22 protein-coding genes are annotated in these 14,514 nt (G+C 71.8%); 15 read left to right on the forward strand and 7 right to left on the reverse strand.

Annotated features, from left to right (window positions below):
* Positions 1 to 32: 32 nt before the first annotated feature.
* The gene (gene pstB, locus AH6_RS06925; protein WP_067475404.1) at positions 33 to 809 is read left to right on the forward strand and encodes a phosphate ABC transporter ATP-binding protein PstB; all 777 of its coding nucleotides are present in this window, start codon (positions 33 to 35) and stop codon (positions 807 to 809) included.
* Between the two features lie 64 nt (positions 810 to 873).
* On the opposite strand, the gene AH6_RS06930 is transcribed toward pstB, so the two are convergent.
* Positions 874 to 1,590 carry a winged helix-turn-helix transcriptional regulator gene (locus AH6_RS06930; protein ID WP_067475407.1) on the reverse strand — a complete coding sequence of 239 codons (717 nt, stop codon included), beginning with the start codon at positions 1,588 to 1,590 and terminating at the stop codon, positions 874 to 876.
* 225 nt (positions 1,591 to 1,815) lie between these two features.
* Between AH6_RS06930 and AH6_RS06935 the strand changes: the two genes are divergently transcribed.
* From AH6_RS06935 to AH6_RS06980, 10 genes are all read left to right on the forward strand, one after another.
* Positions 1,816 to 2,076, forward strand: coding sequence for a MoaD/ThiS family protein (locus AH6_RS06935; RefSeq protein ID WP_067475410.1), 261 nt, complete (start codon positions 1,816 to 1,818; stop codon positions 2,074 to 2,076).
* Positions 2,077 to 2,243: 167 nt separating this feature from the next.
* The gene (locus tag AH6_RS06940; RefSeq protein WP_067475412.1) at positions 2,244 to 2,948 is read left to right on the forward strand and encodes an LmeA family phospholipid-binding protein; all 705 of its coding nucleotides are present in this window, start codon (positions 2,244 to 2,246) and stop codon (positions 2,946 to 2,948) included.
* 70 nt (positions 2,949 to 3,018) lie between these two features.
* Positions 3,019 to 3,510 carry a sigma-70 family RNA polymerase sigma factor gene (locus tag AH6_RS06945; RefSeq protein ID WP_245679208.1) on the forward strand — a complete coding sequence of 164 codons (492 nt, stop codon included), beginning with the start codon at positions 3,019 to 3,021 and terminating at the stop codon, positions 3,508 to 3,510.
* On the forward strand, positions 3,507 to 4,223 hold the full coding sequence (locus AH6_RS06950) for an anti-sigma factor family protein (protein WP_067475417.1): 717 nt from the start codon (positions 3,507 to 3,509) through the stop codon (positions 4,221 to 4,223). Before AH6_RS06945 ends, AH6_RS06950 begins: the two co-directional genes overlap by 4 nt.
* Positions 4,224 to 4,270: 47 nt before the next feature.
* The gene (locus AH6_RS06955; protein WP_067475420.1) at positions 4,271 to 4,696 is read left to right on the forward strand and encodes a thioredoxin family protein; all 426 of its coding nucleotides are present in this window, start codon (positions 4,271 to 4,273) and stop codon (positions 4,694 to 4,696) included.
* A 96-nt stretch (positions 4,697 to 4,792) separates the two neighbouring features.
* Positions 4,793 to 4,879 carry an Ms5788A family Cys-rich leader peptide gene (locus tag AH6_RS47020; protein ID WP_369688708.1) on the forward strand — a complete coding sequence of 29 codons (87 nt, stop codon included), beginning with the start codon at positions 4,793 to 4,795 and terminating at the stop codon, positions 4,877 to 4,879.
* A 102-nt stretch (positions 4,880 to 4,981) separates the two neighbouring features.
* Positions 4,982 to 5,419 (forward strand): DUF4395 domain-containing protein, encoded by a 438-nt coding sequence (locus tag AH6_RS06965; protein ID WP_067475427.1) that lies wholly within the window; start codon positions 4,982 to 4,984, stop codon positions 5,417 to 5,419.
* Positions 5,416 to 6,255 (forward strand): sulfurtransferase, encoded by an 840-nt coding sequence (locus AH6_RS06970; RefSeq protein ID WP_067475430.1) that lies wholly within the window; start codon positions 5,416 to 5,418, stop codon positions 6,253 to 6,255. The genes AH6_RS06965 and AH6_RS06970 overlap by 4 nt, the downstream gene beginning before the upstream one ends.
* 73 nt (positions 6,256 to 6,328) lie before the next feature.
* Positions 6,329 to 6,637: a DUF1416 domain-containing protein gene (locus AH6_RS06975; protein WP_067475433.1), complete on the forward strand. Its 309-nt coding sequence runs from the start codon at positions 6,329 to 6,331 to the stop codon at positions 6,635 to 6,637.
* 130 nt (positions 6,638 to 6,767) lie between these two features.
* Complete coding sequence (locus AH6_RS06980) at positions 6,768 to 8,072, forward strand: hypothetical protein (protein WP_067475436.1); 1,305 nt, start codon at positions 6,768 to 6,770, stop codon at positions 8,070 to 8,072.
* Here AH6_RS06980 and AH6_RS43500 read toward each other — a convergent pair.
* The 3 genes from AH6_RS43500 to AH6_RS06990 are packed head-to-tail and all read right to left on the reverse strand — an operon-like array spanning position 7,957 to position 9,718.
* On the reverse strand, positions 7,957 to 8,526 hold the full coding sequence (locus AH6_RS43500) for a hypothetical protein (protein ID WP_157431307.1): 570 nt from the start codon (positions 8,524 to 8,526) through the stop codon (positions 7,957 to 7,959). The two genes, AH6_RS06980 and AH6_RS43500, sit on opposite strands and share 116 nt — an antisense overlap.
* Positions 8,523 to 9,128 (reverse strand): hypothetical protein, encoded by a 606-nt coding sequence (locus AH6_RS06985; RefSeq protein WP_067475439.1) that lies wholly within the window; start codon positions 9,126 to 9,128, stop codon positions 8,523 to 8,525. The genes AH6_RS43500 and AH6_RS06985 overlap by 4 nt, the downstream gene beginning before the upstream one ends.
* Positions 9,125 to 9,718 carry a hypothetical protein gene (locus tag AH6_RS06990; protein ID WP_067475442.1) on the reverse strand — a complete coding sequence of 198 codons (594 nt, stop codon included), beginning with the start codon at positions 9,716 to 9,718 and terminating at the stop codon, positions 9,125 to 9,127. Before AH6_RS06990 ends, AH6_RS06985 begins: the two co-directional genes overlap by 4 nt.
* Positions 9,719 to 9,757: 39 nt before the next feature.
* Between AH6_RS06990 and AH6_RS06995 the strand changes: the two genes are divergently transcribed.
* The 3 genes from AH6_RS06995 (at position 9,758) to AH6_RS07005 (ending at position 11,598) form a co-directional block, all read left to right on the forward strand.
* Positions 9,758 to 10,456: a hypothetical protein gene (locus AH6_RS06995; protein WP_157431308.1), complete on the forward strand. Its 699-nt coding sequence runs from the start codon at positions 9,758 to 9,760 to the stop codon at positions 10,454 to 10,456.
* A gap of 111 nt (positions 10,457 to 10,567) precedes the next feature.
* Complete coding sequence (locus AH6_RS07000) at positions 10,568 to 11,161, forward strand: hypothetical protein (protein WP_067475447.1); 594 nt, start codon at positions 10,568 to 10,570, stop codon at positions 11,159 to 11,161.
* Positions 11,158 to 11,598 (forward strand): hypothetical protein, encoded by a 441-nt coding sequence (locus AH6_RS07005; protein WP_067475450.1) that lies wholly within the window; start codon positions 11,158 to 11,160, stop codon positions 11,596 to 11,598. The genes AH6_RS07000 and AH6_RS07005 overlap by 4 nt, the downstream gene beginning before the upstream one ends.
* A gap of 80 nt (positions 11,599 to 11,678) precedes the next feature.
* Here AH6_RS07005 and AH6_RS42175 read toward each other — a convergent pair whose 3' ends face one another.
* Positions 11,679 to 11,873, reverse strand: a complete 195-nt coding sequence (locus AH6_RS42175; protein ID WP_083982334.1) for a DUF397 domain-containing protein — start codon at positions 11,871 to 11,873, stop codon at positions 11,679 to 11,681.
* Positions 11,874 to 11,900: 27 nt separating this feature from the next.
* Positions 11,901 to 12,761, reverse strand: coding sequence for a helix-turn-helix domain-containing protein (locus AH6_RS07010; RefSeq protein WP_067475452.1), 861 nt, complete (start codon positions 12,759 to 12,761; stop codon positions 11,901 to 11,903).
* Between the two features lie 192 nt (positions 12,762 to 12,953).
* Between AH6_RS07010 and AH6_RS07015 the strand changes: the two genes are divergently transcribed.
* Positions 12,954 to 13,562, forward strand: a complete 609-nt coding sequence (locus AH6_RS07015) for an ATP-binding protein (RefSeq protein ID WP_067475455.1) — start codon at positions 12,954 to 12,956, stop codon at positions 13,560 to 13,562.
* Here the strand turns inward: AH6_RS07015 and AH6_RS07020 are convergent, their stop codons facing one another.
* A complete protein-coding gene (locus AH6_RS07020) occupies positions 13,563 to 14,390 on the reverse strand; it encodes an SAM-dependent methyltransferase (RefSeq protein WP_245679209.1) in 828 nt (275 codons plus the stop codon).
* Between the last annotated feature and the right edge of the window lie 124 nt (positions 14,391 to 14,514).

The following is a 14,514-nucleotide window of genomic DNA, read 5'->3' on the forward strand; positions in this document are numbered from 1 at the left end:
CCCCGACCCGACCCGACAGGAGTACCGACCCCATGGCCAAGCGGATCGAAGTGTCCGGGCTGCACGCCTACTACGGCGGCGTCCACGCCATCGAGGACATCTCGATGACCATCGAGCCGCGCTCGGTGACGGCCTTCATCGGGCCGTCGGGCTGCGGCAAGTCCACCTTCCTGCGCACGCTGAACCGGATGCACGAGGTCATCCCGGGCGCGTACGTGGAGGGCAAGGTGCTGCTGGACGACGAGGACCTGTACGCCTCCTCGGTGGACCCGGTGGCGGTGCGCCGCTCGGTCGGCATGGTGTTCCAGCGGCCCAACCCGTTCCCCACCATGTCGATCTACGACAACGTGGCGGCCGGGCTGAAGCTGAACGGCGTGCGCGGCAAGAGCCGGCTGGACGACATCGTCGAGGAGTCGCTCCAGGGCGCCAACCTGTGGAACGAGGTCAAGGACCGGCTCGGCAAGCCCGGCGCGGGCCTGTCGGGCGGCCAGCAGCAGCGGCTCTGCATCGCCCGCGCGATCGCGGTGCAGCCGCAGGTGTTGCTGATGGACGAGCCGTGCTCGGCGCTGGACCCGATCTCCACGCTGGCCATCGAGGACCTGATCGCCAAGCTGAAGAACCAGTACACGATCGTCATCGTGACCCACAACATGCAGCAGGCGGCGCGGGTCAGCGACCGCACCGCGTTCTTCAACATCGCGGGCACCGGCAAGCCCGGCAAGCTGATCGAGATCGACGACACCTCGAAGATCTTCACCAACCCCGAGGTCAAGGCCACCGAGGACTACATCACCGGCCGCTTCGGCTGACCGGGACCCCGGCGGAAACGACGCAGCCCGCACGCGATGCGTGCGGGCTGGACGCGCGTCGGGCTCAGGAGGGGACCGGCGTCTTCTCCTCGGCCTCGCCCGGCCGGTGGTCGGGGACGAAGCGGTAGCCGACGTTGCGGACCGTTCCGATGAGCGACTCGTACTCGGCGCCGAGCTTGGCGCGCAGCCGCCGCACGTGCACGTCCACCGTCCGCGTGCCGCCGAAGTAGTCGTAGCCCCACACCTCCTGGAGGAGTTGCGCGCGCGTGAAGACCCGGCCCGGGTGCTGGGCCAGGTACTTCAGCAGCTCGAACTCCTTGAAGGTGAGGTCCAGGACCCGGCCGCGCAGCCGCGCGGTGTAGGTGGCCTCGTCGATGGTCAGCTCGCCGCTGCGGATCTCGCCGGGCACGTCGTCGACCTCGGCGACCGCCGCCGCCCGGCCGACCGCCAGCCGCAGCCGCGCCTCCACCTCCGCCGGGCCCGCCGACTGGAGCAACACGTCGTCCAGGCCCCACTCGGGGCTCAGCGCGGCGAGGCCGCCCTCGGTGACGATCGCCAGCAGCGGGCAGTCCAGGCCGGTGGTGCGCAGCAGCCGGCACAGGCTCTTGGCCTGCACCAGGTCGCGGCGGGCGTCCACCAGGACCACGTCGGCGGGTGGCGCGTCGATCAGCGCCGAACCCTCCGCGGGGGCCACGCGCACCGAGTGCAGCAGGAGCCCCAGCGCGGGCAGCACCTCATCGGAAGGTTCCAACGCGTTGGTCAGCAGGAGCAAGCTGCTCAAGTGCCGCCTCCTCGCCTCAAAAGACGTCGAGGATCCGGGCGGCTCATTCCCCGGCCCGGCACACGGCCCTCGGCACGAGGTGAGATGACCATGAAGGGGCTGAGTGATGAACTCCATGGCCTCGTCGCCCGAATCCCTCAGCCCTGAGCATATCCGAGCGCCCTCCCGGGGCAACGGGTGATATCGGGCTCACCGCCGGGGTGGCCGGAATGAGACGCTAGGGCCATGGCGAAGGGAACGATGCGGTACTGGGCGGCGGCGAAGGCCGCGGCGGGCACCGCCGAAGAGCCGTACGAGGCCCGCACGCTCGCGGAGGCGATCGCCGCCGCGGCCTTGCGGAACGGGCGTGGCGGCGAGTTCGCCCGGGTCGTGGAGCGCAGCTCGTTCCTGGTCGACGGCGACCCGGTGGGCACGCGCGCGCACGAGTCGGTGGTCCTCCCCGACGGGGGCGTGGTGGAGGTGCTGCCGCCGTTCGCGGGTGGCTGACGTCACAACGCGCGGCCGGGCGCGCCGTCACCGATCTTGCTCGGGTCGCTCCGCCAACCGACGGCCGGGCCCGGCCATCTCACTCCGCAGGGCGACCCGGCCGCCGGACGCCGCGCGCTAACGTGGCGATCACGGCCGAGCGGCGGTCGGCCCCTCGAAGGAGAGACATGCGCAAGGTACTGCTGGTGTTGCTGATCCTGCTCGTCGGAGGCGCGTTCGCCGCCGACCGGCTGATCCTGCGCGGCGCGGAGGACGAGATCGGCCGCCAGGTCGCCGCGCAGTACCAGTTGCCGCGCGACCCGGACGTGAAGATCCACGGCTTCCCGTTCCTGACTCAGGCGTTCGCGGGCAAGTACGAGCGCATCGACGTGGCGATCGGCGACTGGCGCCAGGAGGGCGTCACGGTGGGCGACGTCACGGTGGAGATGCGGGGCGTGCACGCGCCGCTGTCGGAGGTCGCGGCGGGCAACAGCGACAACATCACCGCCGACACCGCCACCGCCTCGGCCGTGGTGCCCTACGAGGTGATCAAGCAGCGGGCGCCCAAGGAGGTCAAGCGCATCGCGCCCAAGGGCGAGAACCTGGAGGTCGACCTGACCGGCCAGGTGCTGAACTTCCCGCTCGCCGGAACGGCCGTCGTGTCGGTCAAGCCCACCGGCAAGGGCATCGCGATCACGCCGCTGTCGGTCGGCACCGGCGCTGGCGTGCAGGTGCCGCTGGCGCTGATCCAGCAGCAGCTGACCTGGGTCGTCCCGGTCACCGACCTGCCGGTCGGCGCGCGCATCAGCCGGATCGAGCCGACGCCCGAGGGCCTGCGCGTCTCGGCCACCTCCGAGAACGTCAAGATGAACAGCCTGCCCCGCAACAAATAGCCGCGGGGGTTGTGAACCGTCCGGAACCGGCGTACGTGTCAGTGGTGTGGGTCCCACCGCGGATGAGGGGTTGCTGCGTGCGCTGTACGGCGAGCACGGCGGCCCCCTGCTGGGGTACGTGCTCCGGCTGACCGGCGGCGACCGGGCCCAGGCCGAGGACGTGGTGCAGGAGACGTTGTTGCGCGCCTGGCGGCATCCCGAGGCGCTGGCGGGACGGCCGGTGCGGCCGTGGTTGTTCACCGTCGCCCGCAACCTGGTGGTGGACGCCCACCGCGCGCGCCGGGCGCGCCCGCCCGAGACCGGCATCGACGACCGGGTCGCGGCGATCCCCGCCGGGGCCGACGAGATCGACCGGGCGCTGGAGTCGTGGACGGTGGCCGAGGCGCTGGCCGAGCTGAGCCCGCAACACCGGGCCGTGCTCGTGCAGACCTACTACCGGGGGTTGTCGGTGGCCGAGGCCGCCAAGGCGCTGGGCGTGCCGCCGGGCACGGTGAAGTCGCGGACCTACTACGCGCTGCGTGCGTTGAAACTCGCGCTGGAGGAGCGGGGGCTGGCGCCGTGAGCGGATGCGCGGAGATCAGGGCGTCGCTCGGGGTGTACGTGGTCGGGGCGATCGAGCCCGCCGAGCGCGCGCGGCTGGAGGAGCACCTGGCGGGGTGCCCGGCGTGCCGGGACGAGCTGGCCGCCTTCGCGGGGCTGCCCGCGCTGCTGGGCCGGGTGGACGAGGAGCAGATCCGCGAGGTCGCGGGGCCGCCCGAAGAGCTGCTGGAGTCGCTGCTCGCGCGCGCGGGGGAGGAGCGGCGGCGTCCCTCCCGGTGGATACCGCTCGCGATGGCGGCGTGCGTGCTGCTGCTGGTCGGGGGCCTGTTCGGCGGGCTGCTGACGTCGCTGGGCGATGACCGTCACGTCAGCGCGCCGCCGCCCGTCCAAACGACCACCGCGGCGAGCCCGGGTCCGTCGCCCGCCGAACCGCCCGGCGAGAAGATCACCGCCGAGAACCCCCGGACCGGCGTCAAGGGCTACGCGATCCTGCGCGCCAGGAAGTCCGGCACCCACATCGAGCTGTACCTGTCGGGCGCGCCCTACGGCGACGCCTGCCGCTTCCAGGTGGTGGCGCGCGACGGGCAGAAGGACTCCCTGGGCAGCTGGAACGTCGCCTACAAGGGCAAGGGCTACGGCGAGTACAAGGGCGTGACGCGCTTCCCGCGCGACCAGCTCTACTCGCTGGAGATCAACACGCTGGACGGGCGGCCGCTGCTGATGTTCCCGGCCTGAGGAGGAGCTGTGGAAGAAGCGCGGCCCGCGTGCGGTTGGGACCGGTGATGGAAGGCGCAATCGTCGCGGCCGTGGTGCTGGCCGCCGCTACCGTGTTCGGACTGGTCCGCAAGCGCCGGGACGGCGTGCTGCGCGAGCGGAGGGGGAACGGCATGGCCGGGGAGCCGCCCGACGAGCAGCTGCTCGCGGTGGTCGAGCTGGGGGAGCGGGCCACGCTGGTGCAGTTCTCCAGCGCCTTCTGCGCGCCGTGCCGCACGACCCGGCGGGTGCTCGGCGAGGTCGCCGCGCTCGTCGAGGGCGTCTCACATGTCGAGCTGGACGCCGAGGCGCACCTGGAACTGGTGCGCCGCCTGAACGTGCTGCGCACCCCCACCACCCTCGTCCTGGACACCGCCGGACGCGAGGTCCGGCGGGCCGCCGGGGCGCCCCGCAAGGCCGACGTGATCGCCGCGCTGGGCGCGGCGATCGGCTGAACGGTGCTCGGTCTGACCTGCGCCAAAGCGCGCCCAGGTGTCTCGAAAGCCGAGACGGATGTGACACCGCGCCGATTGTCGGCTTACCATCGTCCCGTGCGTTACTGGACAGAGCAGCTGCTCACGAAGCGTCGCGCGGTCGACTTCTGCCGCGTGGCCGCCTCGCTGTGTCGCATGGCCTGAGGCATCGAGCCCGCCAGTCCCCGAGCATCCGCCACCCTTCCCCGGTCTTTCCGGGTGAAGACCGCCAGCTCGTACGCACCTCCCTCCGCCAGGAGCACCCCGATGCAGGTCGATCCGCGTGGGCAGCGCTTCGCCGCGGCCGTCACCACGCTGGTGCTGATCGCGGTCCTGGTCACCGGTAACGCCGTGCTGCTGGCCGGCCAGGCCCTGGTGTTCGCGATCGCGACCGTCGGCGGCCTGCGCCTGGCCCCCTACGGGGTGGTCTTCCGGGTGCTGGTCCGGCCGAGGCTCGGCCCGCCCGCCGAGCTCGAAGAGCAGGCCCCGCCCCGGTTCGCCCAGGGCGTCGGCCTGGTCTTCGCCCTGGCGGGCACGGCCGGGTACGCGCTGGGGGCCGACTGGCTCGGCATCGGTGCCACCGCCTTCGCGCTGGGCGCGGCTTTCCTGAACGCGGTGTTCGGGTTCTGCCTCGGTTGCGAGATGTATCCGCTGATCCGCCGCATCACCACGAAGATTCGCTCCGACAGGGAGGTTCCCGCATGAGCCGTTCCGACGTCCTGGTGGACGCTGCTTGGGTCGAGGCGCACCTGGACGACCCCGGCCTGGTCCTGGTCGAGGTCGACGAGGACGTGTCCGCCTACGACAAGGGCCACATCCGTGGCGCCGTGAAGATCGACTGGAAGACCGAGCTGCAGGACCCGGTCCGCCGCGACTTCGTCGACCGGACCGGCTTCGAGCAACTGCTGTCGGGCAAGGGCATCGCCAACGACGACCTGGTGATCCTCTACGGCGGCAACAACAACTGGTTCGCCGCCTACGCCTACTGGTACTTCAAGCTGTACGGCCACGGCAACGTCAAGCTGCTGGACGGCGGCCGCAAGAAGTGGGAGCTGGACTCCCGCGAGCTGGTCACCGACGTCCCGTCCCGCCCGGCCACCGACTACAAGGCCCAGGAGCAGGACCTCAGCATCCGCGCGTTCCGCGAGGAGGTCGTGGACGCCATCGGCTCCCAGAACCTCATCGACGTGCGCTCGCCCGACGAGTTCAGCGGCAAGCTGCTGGCCCCGGCGCACCTGCCGCAGGAGCAGGCGCAGCGGGCCGGCCACGTGCCGACCGCGCGCAGCATCCCGTGGTCGAAGGCGGCCAACGACGACGGCACCTTCAAGTCCGACGAGGAGCTCCGCAAGCTCTACAGCGAGGCCGGGGTGGACCTGAACAAGTCCACCATCGCCTACTGCCGCATCGGCGAGCGCTCCTCGCACACCTGGTTCGCGCTCCGCGAGCTGCTCGGCCTGCCCGACGTCAAGAACTACGACGGCTCCTGGACCGAGTACGGCTCGCTGGTCGGCGTGCCGATCGAGCTCGGCGAGCCCAAGTAGCCCTTCGAGCCTTGTCCCCGCCGCGCCCGGCGGACCGTGCCTTTCCGTGCACACGGAGATTGTGAGGAACCCCATGACTCAGGGCTGCGCAGCGCCCGCGCAGACGGCGCACCTTCCGGCGACCGTCGACCTGGCCAACGAGGCCGTCATCCAGGGCACCGTGACCCGCGAGGGCAACCCGGTGTCCAGCGCCTACGCCCGCCTGCTCGACTCGACCGGCGAGTTCACCGCCGAGGTCGTGACCGGCGACGAGGGCGTGTTCCGCTTCTTCGCCGCCGACGGCGACTGGACGGTCCGCGTCCTGGCCGCCGGCGGGGTGAGCGTGGACAGCAGCGTCACCGCGAAGGTCGGCGAGGTCGCCGCCCTGGAGGTCGCGATCTGAGGCCGTCCCCGGCCCGCTTCCGGCCCCCGCCGCCCGCTCCGGGCGGCGGGGGCCGCTGCGTTCGGCGGTCTGTGGCTAATTGGCCGCATTGGCCGGTTCCGGCACGGGACGGATCGGTAACATCGGCCGGGTGCCAGCCCCGTCCGCACGATCGCCGCTGATCCTCCCCTGGGCCGCCGTCCGGCTCGCGGGACGCTTCGCGCTGCCGCTCACCCTGTGGTTCACGGTGGGCGAGCTGCTGCGCTACGGCGCGCTGTACGGCGGGTACCGGCTCGGGTCGGTCAAGGGCGCCGCCGCCTCGGTCGTGCCGCTGGTGACCGTCAGCCTGCTGGTGCTGACCTCGCTCACCGTCACCGTGCTGATGATCCACTGCGTGCGCGAGGGGCTGGAGTCGGTGCACGCGCGCCAGGCCGACGGGGAGCTGACGCCGTGGGCGGTCGGCAACGACGAGTCGGTGCTCGGCGCGCTGGGCCGCGCGGTGGTCCCGTTCGTCATCTTCTACCTGGCGTGGGGGATGCAGGGCGACGACGCCCGCGAGTTCGCCGCCGCCTCCTCCGCGCGCGGCTTTACCGAGGGCGGGTTCGCCGGGCAGACCGAGGGCCTGGGCATGTTGCTCACCCTCGACAGGCACCTGTCGCTGGCGGTCGTGCTGACGGTGGTGTGCTTCGGGTTGAAGACGCTGGTCGAATGGCGGCTGGAGGACCGGCTGCCCCGCGCCGCGCGGCTGCTGATCGCCGTGCTGGAGGTGGAGTTCGCGCTGTTCTGCGTGTTCACCATCGACCAGCTGCGGCGCAAGGGCGGGGACTGGCTCACCGGCCGGGAGGCGTGGCGCTGGTTCGACGAGGCGGCCGGTGACCTGCTCGAACTGTGGCCCGCCGTGCAGCACGCGGTGCTGGGCGGGCTGATCTGGCTGGTGATCGCGGGCGTGGTGCTGGGGCTGGACGCCAGCGACCACGACCGGGTGTTCGGGGGGAGCCGGGCCGGGCGGCGGCTGGCGCGGGCCAGCGGGATCGACCGGGTCAACTCCCCGCGCGAGATCCTGACGCGCGGGCTGCGCGACCTGTGGTTGCCCGCCTGGTACGGGCTGCGGCTGGTGCGGCGGTCGGGCGTCGTGCCGTTCGGGTTGTTCTGCGTGTTGTTCGTCGGGCTGGACGTGGCCGACCCGCTGCTGCGGCGGCAGGTATACGAGCTGGTCGGCGCGCATCCGGTGGCGTGGTGGATGCCCCGGATGCCGCTGGTGGAGTTCGGCGTCGGGCTGGTGGTGCAGGTGCTGAAGATCTGCCTGCTGGCGGCGGCGTTCGACCTGGTGGTCGCGCGGGTCACGGCGCGAAGCGCAGCAAAGGCCGTGGCCCCTTCCGCGCTGGGTCCGCAGGTGGGCGGACCTCCAGCGTCAGCGAACGCAGCTTCGCCCTCGGCACCACCGCTCGCACGGTGATCCGGATCGGCGTTCCCGGGGTCTGCGGCGCGGCCGTTCCCGTGGCCGACCACACGTGGCCTTCGGTGTCGCGCAACTTGTAGGTCGTCCCGTACGACACGGTCTTGGCGGCGGTCGCAGTCTTCGGCCGCACCGACAGGATGACGTGCATCTCGGCCGCGTCGGCGGGGCCGCCCGCCGGAGGCTGCTTGCTCGCCAGCCGGTTGACCTGCCACCACTGCGCGCCCGCCAGCTCGCCCGCGTCGCCCTTGGGCACGTCGATCGCCTTCTCCTGGGGCGGGGCGAGCCGCTGCGCGCTTTTGGACTCGTCGGCCCAGTGCAGCACCAGCAGCAGCGTGACCAGCGACGCCAGCGCGACGGCCTGGATGACGCGCCGGTCGCGCGGCGTCATCACCGGTTCGGGCTCGGGCGCGGCGGCCCGGTGCGCGCCCTGGTACTCGCCGGTCGTGGTCATGACCGCTCCGCCCGGGGGTCGTACTTCTCGACGGCATCGCGGACCAGATCGGCCGCGCGGGACTTGCCCAGCCCGAGGTCGATCTCGGCCGCCGCCGAAAGTTGCGGCAGCAGCCCGCCGGTGCCCACCACCAGCCGGGCCCCTTCCAGCCGCTCCTTGGGCAGCTCGAACAGGTAGGCGGCGGTGCCCCACAACATCGGCTGGAACTCCGGCGCGACGGCCTGCGCGGCCTCCGGACGCGGCCCTTCCTTGAACGAGAAGCCGCCGGGCGTCTCCAGCGTCACCCTCATCAGCTTCACCGGCTCGCGTTCGGCGCGCGCCCGCACCCGCACCGCCAGGAACACGCCCTCGGTCCGCACGGGCGCGCTCGCCCGCCCGAACGACAGCGCCGGGGCCAGCGACCGCGCCGCCACGACCCGGTCCACCCGCACGCTGAACTCCGGCGTGGACACCACCGTGCCGACCCCGCCCGAATCGCGGATCGGCTCCAGCACCCCGGCCTCGGCGTCCGGCTTGGCCTCGTACAACCACATCGACGCCGCGAGCAGCAGCGCCCCGCAGAGCCCGCCGCCGCCCCGCACCAGCACCTCGCGCCCGTTCACGCGCCCGCCACCGCCAGCGTGACGCGCTCTTCGAGCTTGTCGTCCTCGGGCTCGGGCCGCCAGGTCACGTCGGTGTCGGTGAACCCGGGCCGCTTCTCCCACTTGCGCAGCCCGACGGTGAAGGTGCGCGGCGCGTCGGCCGGGCCCATCCGCCACTTGGCGGTCGCCTCCACCGCCATCCCGGGCTGCACGGCGTCGGTCCGCGACCCGGCGGCGACGCCGTCGACCGCGTCGGGCCGCAACCACTTGCCGTCCTTGGTGCGCGCGGCGATGCCCGCCGTCAGCCCGCCCAGGCCGAGGGACGCGCTGTCGTCGCCCTTGTTGGCCACGCGCAGCCGCACCGCCAGGAACCGCTGCGTCCCGGTCCCGAGGCCGAGCGCTCCGGCGGTGATGATCCGCGCGTCCCGCACCGTCACCTCGAACCGCTCGACGTCCACGGCCTTGCCGGGCTTGTCCGGCGGCTTGGCGGCGGTCGCCCTGAACCCTCCGGCCACCCCGGTCCCGCCCGCCAGCATGGCCAGGACCCCGGCCACGAGGGCGGGCACGACGAACCGCGGACGGGTCCGCGCGGGCGGCGAGGGGGCGTGCATCCGCCCGATGGTAACGCCCTTTCTGACTACCATCACCGGATGCCGTACAGAGCGCGCTTCCTCCCCGTCAGGCCGGTGCTGATGCTCGCCTTCGGCGCGGCGGTGGTGCCGTTCCTGGTCGGCGGGTTGTTCCTGGAGTCGCTGCGGGAACCGGCGGTGATCGCGGGCCAGGTGTTCTGGTTCCTGGTCGTCGCCTGGCTGGTCAGCTCGGCGGCGTTGCGGTTGCGGCGCATGGCGCGCAGCGGCTGGACGGCGCTGGCGATCGAACCGGACGGCGTGCGGCTCGCAGCGGGAGCGGACGGCCCGGCGTGCCTGTTCCCCTGGGACGACGTCGAGGCCGTGGTGCGCTTCGGCGAACGGTCGCTCGTCTACCAGAACCGGCTGATCCCGTACGTAGGCGTGAGCCTGCGGCCGGGCCGTCCCGGCAGCGTCCAGGACTTCCGCGAGCGGCTCGCGACCGCCCTGAAAGACCCCGGCCTCGGCGACACCGACCGCGAAACGTTCGAGCTGGCCACCACCACCATCGACGACCCGGACTTCCCGGCCGGGCACGCCGTGAGCGCGTATCTGCGCGTCCGCGACTGGCGGCTGAGCCGCGCCAAGCTGGAGCGCGCCGTCGCGGAGCTGGCCCCGGACCGCGTCACGGTCGTGGTGGCCGATCCGGACGCGCCGCCCCACGAGTGGTTGCGCTCCCGGAGCTTCCTGGAGGAGTACGAGACCCGAACGCCCGAGGCATAGCGGCATAACCGAACGTGCCACGATGGCAGATCTTCTCCGCTTCGATGGAAGTGCCGCCGTCTCCTCGCCTAATCTGTCGGAACCCCCCGCCCTGCCGGAAGAGGGACGCGGATGGACAGTGAACTCTTCGAGCGCCCGGTGCTCCAGTACTGGAACTTCCGCCGGAGCTTCCGCATCACCGCTCCCCGGGGCGGCGTCCTGGCCCGGACCGTGCCGGTCGCCGGGGGCCGGGGGAGAGGTCTGCTGGCGATGCGGTACTCCTCGTCCACCGACGTCGGCGCGCTCCTCGTCGAGATGCGGGACGCGAAGGGCGGGCTGCTGCTGACGGTGGACCGGGCCGCCGGGGAAAACCGGCGGAACCTCCCCGAGCAGCCGATCCTGGTACGCGCGCCGGACGGGACCGTCCTCGGCTGCCTGGCGCTGAAGGACCACGTGGGGCGGGGCAACGGCAACCCGGTGGGCCCGACCCCGCTGTCCCGCCGCGAATGCCTGCTGGACGAGCGCGGGACCGTGCTGGCGATGATCGTCGGGGAGGCGGTGCGGCCCGCCGACGTCTCGCGCTACCGCGACTACTTCGCCCCTGACGGCCGGCAGATCGGGCACTACGAGAGCGGCGTCCTGCGGATCGACCGGCGCCTGCCCTGGCCGCTGCGGGCGCTGGTGGTCGTCTCCCCGCTGCTGCTCCACATCAGGAGCGGAGGATGACCGGGACGCACGGCGACATCGCCGCCTGGGACGGTGAAACGGCCGCCGAGGCGGAACGCGACCTGCGGGCATGGCGCGTCCGGTACCTGTTCAGCGGCGGCATCCCCCTCCTGCTCGGCTGGTCGCTGCTCGGCGCGCTGGTCCTGGAGGCGGACTCCCTCCACGGGGCGCTGGGGACGGCCCTCGGCGTGTGGGCGGTCGGCGGCGTCCTGACCGCGTGGGTCGTCCTGGCGGAACGGATCGTCCTGCCCGCCGTCGGCGCGGCCTGCACTGCCCTGTGGGTGCTGCCGGGGGCCGTCACGGGCGTCGGCCCGCTGGTGCTGGTCGGCCTGGCTCCGGCCGGCGCCGCCACGCTGCTCAGCTTCCTGAGCAGCGGAAAGAGGCTGCAACGGATCATGCGCCCCGCCGACCGCCGGGCAGGCCCGCCGGACGGGTAGGACGCCTCCGCCCCCGGAACGATCGTTCCGGGGGCCGTCAGGATCCTTACGCCAGCCCTGGAAGCGAGCCATGGTTCACCTCACGAATGGAAGAGGTGGTCGGCCAGATCACGCCACTGCGCGCGGGTGAGGGAGAGCTTGGGGCCGTGGGGGTCCTTGGAGTCGCGGACGGCCGTGCCTTCGGGCAGACGAGCGACCTCGACGCACGCTCCTTGGTCTTGGCTGCGACTGCTCTTACGCCACGTGGCCGCTGTCAGATCTGGCGATCGGGTCATGGCTGCGCCTCCTTCTGGACAGCCGAGTCACGTCCTCAACAACCCGGCGATCATTTTGATCGTATCCTCGGGGCTTTCCGCCACGGCGGTCAGCCGCTCGAAGGCTATGCGGAACCGATCAACGTCGGAGGGCTCTTCGATGAAGAGCTCACCCGCGACGTTCTCGACGTACACGGCGTCGGGATCGAGGCGTTCAGGGAACTCCAGGATGGTGAAGGGGCCGGTCGTCCCAGGGTGACGCCCCTTTCTGAAGGGAATCACCAGCAGCGTCACCCTGGGAAGCTCGGCCGCTTCCAGAAGATGTTCCAGTTGGGCGCGCATCACGGTCTCGTCGCCCGCCGGTCGCCGTAGGGCGGCTTCGTCGACCACTGCGAGCAGCCGCAGCGGGTCGCCACTGGTGAGGATCGACTGGCGAGCGAGTCTGATGTCCACGCGTTGCTCGATCTGCTCCGACGAGATCTCGGCGGGTCCGCTGCGCAGCAGGGCGCGGGCGTAGTCGGCGGTCTGGAGCAGGCCGGGGATGACGGCCAGCTCGAAGGTCCGCTCCGTCGACGCCTCGGCCTCCAGCCCGACGAAGGTCGTGTACGACTCCGACAACATGTCGCGATAGGGGTGCCACCAGCCGCGCTCGCGTCCCTCTCTCGCCCAGGCCATGAGCTGTTCCCGCTGATGCTCGTCGGTCACCTCGTAGACGTCGAGCAGGTCTTGCACGTCGCGCGGGTTGGGGCGCACCCATTCGCCGCGTTCCATCCGGGTGAGCTTGCCGGCCGCCCAGCTCAGCCGCTGGGTGACGTCGAGCGCGGTGAGACCGCAGTCCTGGCGGAGCCTGCGCAGTTCGGCGGACAGGCGTCGGCGGCGGAGGGTCGGGCTGCGCCGGGAACTCGACATGGCTGTCTCCATCCGATCACGAGCAGTGAGGAGATCGTAGGGCACTGCGGCGATCCAGACATTCGGACAGCAAAAGGTGGCGAGCAAAGGTTGTCATTGCGATTTTGGTGACAGAGCGCCATGATGTCATCACCTCCTGACTTCCGCGTCGGGTTCGCTCGCTTGTCGACCAATACAGGGAGTGATCAACTGATGACGCCAGCCCAGCTCTCCTCCGCCCATCCCGGGTGGACCATCTTCCGATCGCGAGGTGCCGCCGGTGATCCCGCCGCCTGGTACGCCACCCGTGACCAGCGGCTCAGTGACGCCGAGCTCTACCGGGGCGCGGCCGCCACCCTCGCCGCCGACACCCCCGAGGAACTGCACGCCCTACTCGTCGCGCAGCACGACGCCGGGCCCCTCTCGCCGTCCGACCAGGAGTTGTTCGCCGCCGTCGAGCTGCCCGGCACCAAGGCCGCCGTTCCCATGCTTCGCCGGTGGGTCCGCGCTCTGTGCTCCGGCTCGTCCCGGCGGGCCGGTGATCTGGAGCTGATCGCCAGCGAGTACGCCACCAACGCCCTCTGGCACTCCGCCAGCGGGCTGCCCGGCGGCCGGTTGCGCGCCGAGATCCAGCACAGCGCCGACAACGTCCGGCTCACCGTCTACGACGGCGGTCCCATCGGCGTCTCCCAGACCTGGCCCGACGAGCAACTGGACGAGCACGGGCGCGGTCTCATGCTCGTCGCCGCCTACGCCGACGACTACGGCGACCGTCGCCTGCCGGACGGCCGCCACGTCGCCTGGGCCCTCCTCAACCGCTGACTACGCGGGCTTGCGGAAGACGCCGCCGTACTCGTACAGCCCCTTGTGCTTCTCGGTCGCCCCGATGTACGGCATCAGCTCCGGGTCGACCTGCGGCAGCGGCGGCTGGTCCGGGTCGGGACGCCAGTCGTCCACGTCCACCAGGCCGGGCTCGACCGGCTCCAGGCCCTCGAACAGTTCGGCGATCTCGGTGCGGCTGCGGGTCTGCCAGGGCACCCCGGCCGCGTTCATGCGGGCCTGGAGCGCGGCGCCGCGCTCGACGTCGTCGGCCATCGCCTGCGTGAACGCCAGGTGGCTGCCGGGCGCGGCCCGGTCGATGACCGAGTGCAGGACGCGGCGCGGATCGTCCTCGTCGCGCAGGTGGTGGCCGACCGACAGGTACAGCACCGCCAGCGGCTGCGACAGGTCGAGCAGGCGGGTGACCTCCTCGCTGGCGAGGATCGCCTCGGGGTCGCGCAGGTCGGCGGTGATGATCGTGGTGGACTCGTCGTCGCTGAGCAGGGCGCGGGCGTGGGCCAGCACGATGGGGTCGATGTCGACGTAGACGACGCGGGACTCGGGCGCGAACCGCTGCGCGACCTGGTGCACGTTCTCGTTGGTCGGCAGCCCGCAGCCCATGTCGAGGAACTGGCGGATGCCCGCCTTCTGGACCAGGTGGCGCACCGCGCGGTAGAGGAACAGGCGGTTCTGCCGGGTGACGTCCACGGTCTCGGGGAAATCGGGCAGGTTCATCATCGCGAACTTGCGGTCGATCTCGTAGTTGTCCTTGCCGCCGAGATACCAGCCGTAGAGGCGGGCGGAGGTGGGAACGTCGGTCGGGATGTCCATGCGCTGCCCCATCCGGCCAGAAGATCTTGAGACGGCACGAAAGTACCAGCGGGCCGGGCTTTTGGCGGGATGTTCCCCTTTTCGGGGGCCTTGATCCGCGGGTGTCAGACCGTTGGCGGGCGAG

This window comes from Actinomadura hibisca NBRC 15177, from assembly GCF_001552635.1.
Classification (GTDB): Bacteria; Actinomycetota; Actinomycetes; order Streptosporangiales; family Streptosporangiaceae; genus Spirillospora; species Spirillospora hibisca.

What these genes read in the sequence shown, in the direction of transcription:
- AH6_RS06965 (WP_067475427.1), top strand. Translation starts at nt 4,982, where the DNA reads ATGCAGGTCGATCCGCGTGGGCAGCGCTTCGCCGCGGCCGTCACCACG.
- AH6_RS07015 (WP_067475455.1), top strand. Translation starts at nt 12,954, where the DNA reads ATGACGCCAGCCCAGCTCTCCTCCGCCCATCCCGGGTGGACCATCTTC.
- AH6_RS06990 (WP_067475442.1), bottom strand. Translation starts at nt 9,718, where the DNA reads ATGCACGCCCCCTCGCCGCCCGCGCGGACCCGTCCGCGGTTCGTCGTG.
- AH6_RS43500 (WP_157431307.1), bottom strand. Translation starts at nt 8,526, where the DNA reads ATGACCACGACCGGCGAGTACCAGGGCGCGCACCGGGCCGCCGCGCCC.
- AH6_RS07005 (WP_067475450.1), top strand. Translation starts at nt 11,158, where the DNA reads ATGACCGGGACGCACGGCGACATCGCCGCCTGGGACGGTGAAACGGCC.
- AH6_RS06955 (WP_067475420.1), top strand. Translation starts at nt 4,271, where the DNA reads ATGGAAGGCGCAATCGTCGCGGCCGTGGTGCTGGCCGCCGCTACCGTG.
- AH6_RS07010 (WP_067475452.1), bottom strand. Translation starts at nt 12,761, where the DNA reads ATGTCGAGTTCCCGGCGCAGCCCGACCCTCCGCCGCCGACGCCTGTCC.
- AH6_RS06995 (WP_157431308.1), top strand. Translation starts at nt 9,758, where the DNA reads ATGCCGTACAGAGCGCGCTTCCTCCCCGTCAGGCCGGTGCTGATGCTC.
- AH6_RS07020 (WP_245679209.1), bottom strand. Translation starts at nt 14,390, where the DNA reads ATGGACATCCCGACCGACGTTCCCACCTCCGCCCGCCTCTACGGCTGG.
- AH6_RS06975 (WP_067475433.1), top strand. Translation starts at nt 6,329, where the DNA reads ATGACTCAGGGCTGCGCAGCGCCCGCGCAGACGGCGCACCTTCCGGCG.
- AH6_RS06940 (WP_067475412.1), top strand. Translation starts at nt 2,244, where the DNA reads ATGCGCAAGGTACTGCTGGTGTTGCTGATCCTGCTCGTCGGAGGCGCG.
- pstB (WP_067475404.1), top strand. Translation starts at nt 33, where the DNA reads ATGGCCAAGCGGATCGAAGTGTCCGGGCTGCACGCCTACTACGGCGGC.
- AH6_RS42175 (WP_083982334.1), bottom strand. Translation starts at nt 11,873, where the DNA reads ATGACCCGATCGCCAGATCTGACAGCGGCCACGTGGCGTAAGAGCAGT.
- AH6_RS07000 (WP_067475447.1), top strand. Translation starts at nt 10,568, where the DNA reads ATGGACAGTGAACTCTTCGAGCGCCCGGTGCTCCAGTACTGGAACTTC.
- AH6_RS06935 (WP_067475410.1), top strand. Translation starts at nt 1,816, where the DNA reads ATGGCGAAGGGAACGATGCGGTACTGGGCGGCGGCGAAGGCCGCGGCG.
- AH6_RS06970 (WP_067475430.1), top strand. Translation starts at nt 5,416, where the DNA reads ATGAGCCGTTCCGACGTCCTGGTGGACGCTGCTTGGGTCGAGGCGCAC.